Origin of the sequence: Aromatoleum sp., from assembly GCF_032027225.1 — a bacterium.
Taxonomy (GTDB): Bacteria; Pseudomonadota; Gammaproteobacteria; order Burkholderiales; family Rhodocyclaceae; genus Aromatoleum.
Genome location: NZ_JAVSMM010000042.1, coordinates 1 through 4423, shown reverse-complemented (window position 1 = coordinate 4423; position 4423 = coordinate 1). Strand labels below are relative to the sequence as shown.

Sequence of the window (4423 nt, the reverse complement as noted above, 5' to 3'; positions counted from 1 at the left end):
GCCCTTCGCGTACCTGAAGGATGTGCTCGAACGGCTGCCGACGCAGCCCTACAGCAAGATCGGGGAGTTGCTGCCGCATCGCTGGCAGCCGGCCGTCTGCACCTGAGCGAAACGGCAAGACGGGTTCGCCGGGGGCTTACGTTCCATTCGCTGGTCATGCTGCCGCAATACTCCTGCGGGGCGGTCACGGCAATGCGAAGGGGCAGTCGAGCCTTGGTGTCGTCGGGACCGAATATCCTGTCGTTGCGACGAGACCGCCTTAGCGGCATCACGGAGAACGCCACGACCTGGTCGCCGACCACAGCGAAGAGCTCCTCTGCCTCGTCACCACGACAGGATGGACGGCAGCTCGCTCTGGAAAGCCCCACGAAGATTGCGTTGATGAGGCGCAGCCGTCGCTTTGCCGCCGGTGTATCGAATTTAGGCGAGTGAATCGGGTAGCGCAGCTTTTCTGCCTGCTTTCTTCGCTCTTCGTCTTCTGCGAGAAGACGGGCGATGTGCGCGTGTGGATTCGCGAGCGACCGTGGGAGCGCTGCCTTCCCCGCCTGCTTCCTGGCCCGTTCGACGACGACGTCCAAGGTTTCAGCGAATTCGGGGCGAGGGGGAAGCTCGCCTATCGGTTCGTCGTGGTACCAGCCGGTACGGCGACCGATTTCGACACTCCCGGACTCTCCGAGTCCCCGGCGGGGCAGAGGAATGCGGCGAACCGGCTTGCCAGCCGCGTGAGCCGCCCAGTAGCCGCGGGGTGGAACCGGTACGCGGGCAGCTGCACAGGCTTTTCCGAGCGCAACGTCCGACAATCCGAATTCCTTGGCTAGGGCGGTTTTTGGCTTACTCCACACCTGTTCGTACAGGTCTTCGCGTGTCAGCGTTTGCGACATGTGACGTGCTCCTCGAGGCCGTAGGCGTAATGGTCTAACTTACCGACCACTGCGACTAGGGTGAGGGTCATGTCCCGTACTCGCTGTTGTGCGTTTCACGGAACATTCAGAGTCAGGGGGGCGGCTGAAGACGGGCTCGAGGAGCCGCGTCGGGCGCGGCGACCGCACCGACATGAGTTGGCGGGCGGCTCCGAACGGCTACCCCGGTCGTCTTCGAGCCTGAAAAGAAAAAAGCCCGAGCAACGGGGCCCGGGCTTAAATCCACACCAAGGAGGAGGGTGGAGGAGACAGGTGAACGATACGCCTACGTATTGATGCGACGCAACAAATAATTTTTATCGCCCCATTGCAGAGGCTTCGGTCGTCTCCGTCCCCCTTCGGGTCACCAACGTCGGCTGCACGCATCAACCCACGTGCTTCCCGCGCGTGCTCGCAGCCGTTGAATGGATAATGGGCAACACGTCCGCGAAATGCTCGTGCATCTCCCTCACCGGCTGCATGTTTTCAGCAACTCCTGACAGGATGGACTGCAGCTGCGCGGTCAGTGCGACGACCGCGTTGGAATTGCGGATGACGTCGTAAATGAGCTGCGGCGGGTAACCCGTCATGGTGCGGGACAGGGGATGCAGACCGCCGTGCGCATAGCTGTTCATTGCCTTCCACGTGACTTCCTTGTACTCGCGCAGTTGCGCGACGATGGGCGCGGGCGCATCGGGGTGGGCTTCTAACTCGTTGAGCATATCGGCCAATCCCAGTCCCTCATTGGCGCGCTTGGCGGTTTCCATCGTGAGGGGCTCGGAAAGCTTGGCGACCCAGCTGTCGCTGGCCGCGTGGAGGAGCCAGACGCCTCGAACCAAGCTCTCGAACTGCGGGCGGGTCAGCGCAATCGCTGATGAGAACAGCCCTTGGTCGACCAGCATCAAGGTACTGAGAGCGTGTTCCAGCGAAAGCAGGCCGGACTGGAATGCTGCCACGAAGCGCTCGTCCGGCGCGGACAACAGCGACTGTACATGGCGCTGCACCTCCGTGTGGAACTGGGCGGTTCGGTCGAGGAGTCGATGAAGTTTTTCGTCGGTCATATAGAGGTGAGGGAAATGCGGGAAGACAGATGGCATACTAGCGGAACGGCCGGCGACCATATCTTCGCGATGCGTGATGGTGTGTGAGGGAAAAGATTGAATGGTTTTCGATAGTCCGCTTACCGTGGCCGGCACCGACATCGGCGGGTCCAAGAAGGGCTGCCACCTCGTCGTCCTGCACGGCAACGACATTGTCTGCAGCATCCGTAGCGGCGACCCTGACCATCTGGCGCGCACGTGCGAGGACCTTGGTGCGGTAGCGGTCGGCATCGACTCGCCCTGCCGGTGGGGGCAACCGCAATCGGGCCGGCTGGCGGAAAAGGCGCTCGCCAAGGAGCGGATATTTTCCTTCGCGACGCCGACGCGGGAACGTGCTGAGGCGAACACGTCTGGGTTCTATGGCTGGATGTTCTGCGGTGAGCGTGTCTATCAGGCCTTGGCTGCCACCCACCCGCTGTTGAGTGACGTGGGCTACGCCGGCGGGAAGGTCTGCTTCGAGACGTTCCCGCATGCCGTCACCTGCGCGATGCTTGGCACTGGGGAGGCCTCGGCGAAACGTAAGCGCGTGCAGCGCCGACAGCTGCTGAGGGATGCGGGCATTGACCCGACACCATTGAAATCCATCGATGCAGTGGATGCGGCCCTGTGCGCGCTGACCGCCACATATGTGATTGCCGGTCGGAGCGAGGCATACGGGGATACCGAGGGCGGCTACATTTTCGTTCCCGCCTCCCTATAGGCCATTTGATTTTTGAAGGGCCTTGACCGCACAGCGGAGTCGGCAATAGTGATTGCAATGATTGCGGTCCGCGCTAAAATGCAAGCATTGCAATCGTCAGGAGAGCGCCATGGCGACCAACCTTGTTGTGCGCAACGTCGAGCCGGAGGTCGCGCAGGCCTTGAAGGAGGCGGCGGCTCGGCACGGACGTAGTGCTGAAGCGGAGCACCGCGAAATTTTGCGGGTGGCCCTTTCGCGCCCGGCTCGCCGAACCTTCAAGGACGTGCTTGCGAGCATGCCCGACGTGGGCACCGACGAAGACTTCAACTTTCGGCAGGGCTGATGTACCTGCTCGACACCAACATCATCAGCGAGCTGCGCAAAGGCGGGCGCGCCAATCCCGGCGTTACCGCCTTTTTTGCGACTCTGGCAGCGGAAGACATCTATCTATCGGTGCAGACCGTCGGCGAGATTCGTCGCGGTGTCGAGACAATCCGTAAACGAGGTGACTGCGAGCAGGCGAATCGCCTCGAGGCCTGGCTGGACATGGTGATTGCCGACTACTCGGACCGGATACTGGGCTTCGACCTCGACTGCGCGCAGGTATGGGGAAAGCTCATGTCGCCGAGTCCCCAGCATCCCATCGACAAGCAGATTGCAGCCATTGCTCTCATCTACGACCTGACGGTCGTCACGCGTAACACGGAAGATTTCGAGTCCACCGGAGTGCGGAACATCAATCCCTTCAGCTCGCCGCTGTCGGCGACCTGAACAGCGCTCGCACCAGCGGCCGGCTCGGCCACAGGCACTCAGCATGGAAAACGAGAAAAATACCTTGGTCTCGCGCGTCGCGGCCCATATCGCCGCGAGGTTCGCAGACGAGAGCTCCGGCCACGATTGGCACCACATCAACCGGGTCTAGAAGCTTGCCGGCCGCATTGCCAAGAACGAGGGTGCAGACCAAGAGGTGGTTGAACTGGCCGCACTTGTCCACGATATCGCCGACTGGAAGTTCCATGGAGGCGATGACGCCATCGGACCGCGTCAGGCGGAGCAGTTGCTCAGGCAGGAAGGGGCTTCCGAGGAAGTCATCGACCAGGTTGTCGATATCGTGGCGACCATCTCCTTCAAGGGAGCTGGCGTTCGTACCGAGATGAAAACCCTGGAGGGGAAGTGTGTCCAGGACGCGGACCGGCTGGATGCGCTCGGTGCCATCGGTATCGCCCGGTGTTTCGCCTACGGGGGACATGCCGGCCGCTCCATGTACGACCCGGATGTGCCGCCGGTCCTGCACGATACCGCGGAGGCGTACAAGGCCGCCAAGGGGACGAGCCTCAATCACTTTTACGAGAAGCTCCTGCTTCTCAAGGACCGGATGAACACTGCGACCGGATACGCTCTTGCGCAGGAGCTTCACCGGTTCATGGAAGAGTTCGTGGAGCGCTTCCTCGAGGAGTGGAACGGGGCTCGGGAAGGCCACGTGTAACGGACGGGGCGAACTGGGGCAAACGGGTACGCTCGGCAGGTCGAGCTGATTGACGTCTCCCAGCAAGAGCGCCCACGCCTCATCGCGTCACGAGTTGGGCGTGAAAAGGCATGTGGCGGCCTAGCAGGGTGTTGAAAATTCCGCCTTCACCTTCGGTTTCCGGCCGCCTGGAAAAAAATCGATGCTGAAAAGATCCGACCTGAGCCGCCCTGATGACGATTCCAGCTGCTTTTTCAGCCGATTGTGCAACGGCAATTGG

At 61.7% G+C, this 4423-nt stretch carries 7 protein-coding genes; 5 read left to right on the top strand and 2 right to left on the bottom strand.

The window, feature by feature from the left end; genetic code table 11:
- On the top strand, positions 1 to 106 hold a 106-nt coding region (locus tag ROZ37_RS21995), incomplete at its 5' end, for a transposase domain-containing protein (protein WP_312660413.1).
- Positions 107 to 1285: 1179 nt separating this feature from the next.
- Here ROZ37_RS21995 and ROZ37_RS21990 read toward each other — a convergent pair.
- Positions 1286 to 2101 carry a DUF6988 family protein gene (locus ROZ37_RS21990; RefSeq protein WP_312662869.1) on the bottom strand — a complete coding sequence of 272 codons (816 nt, stop codon included), beginning with the start codon at positions 2099 to 2101 and terminating at the stop codon, positions 1286 to 1288.
- Here ROZ37_RS21990 and ROZ37_RS21985 point away from each other — a divergent pair.
- The 4 genes from ROZ37_RS21985 (at position 2061) to ROZ37_RS21970 (ending at position 4164) form a co-directional block, all read left to right on the top strand.
- Positions 2061 to 2699 carry a DUF429 domain-containing protein gene (locus ROZ37_RS21985; RefSeq protein WP_312662866.1) on the top strand — a complete coding sequence of 213 codons (639 nt, stop codon included), beginning with the start codon at positions 2061 to 2063 and terminating at the stop codon, positions 2697 to 2699. The genes ROZ37_RS21990 and ROZ37_RS21985 overlap by 41 nt on opposite strands.
- A gap of 109 nt (positions 2700 to 2808) precedes the next feature.
- Positions 2809 to 3021: a FitA-like ribbon-helix-helix domain-containing protein gene (locus ROZ37_RS21980; RefSeq protein WP_312662864.1), complete on the top strand. Its 213-nt coding sequence runs from the start codon at positions 2809 to 2811 to the stop codon at positions 3019 to 3021.
- Complete coding sequence (locus tag ROZ37_RS21975; RefSeq protein WP_312662862.1) at positions 3021 to 3449, top strand: type II toxin-antitoxin system VapC family toxin; 429 nt, start codon at positions 3021 to 3023, stop codon at positions 3447 to 3449. Before ROZ37_RS21980 ends, ROZ37_RS21975 begins: the two co-directional genes overlap by 1 nt.
- Positions 3450 to 3615: 166 nt before the next feature.
- Positions 3616 to 4164 (top strand): HD domain-containing protein, encoded by a 549-nt coding sequence (locus ROZ37_RS21970; RefSeq protein WP_409449990.1) that lies wholly within the window; start codon positions 3616 to 3618, stop codon positions 4162 to 4164.
- Positions 4165 to 4243: 79 nt separating this feature from the next.
- On the opposite strand, the gene ROZ37_RS21965 is transcribed toward ROZ37_RS21970, so the two are convergent.
- The coding region (locus tag ROZ37_RS21965) for a hypothetical protein (RefSeq protein ID WP_312662860.1) at positions 4244 to 4423 on the bottom strand (180 nt) is incomplete at its 5' end.

What these genes read in the sequence shown, in the direction of transcription:
- ROZ37_RS21975 (WP_312662862.1), top strand. Translation starts at nt 3,021, where the DNA reads ATGTACCTGCTCGACACCAACATCATCAGCGAGCTGCGCAAAGGCGGG.
- ROZ37_RS21980 (WP_312662864.1), top strand. Translation starts at nt 2,809, where the DNA reads ATGGCGACCAACCTTGTTGTGCGCAACGTCGAGCCGGAGGTCGCGCAG.
- ROZ37_RS21990 (WP_312662869.1), bottom strand. Translation starts at nt 2,101, where the DNA reads ATGTCGGTGCCGGCCACGGTAAGCGGACTATCGAAAACCATTCAATCT.
- ROZ37_RS21985 (WP_312662866.1), top strand. Translation starts at nt 2,061, where the DNA reads ATGGTTTTCGATAGTCCGCTTACCGTGGCCGGCACCGACATCGGCGGG.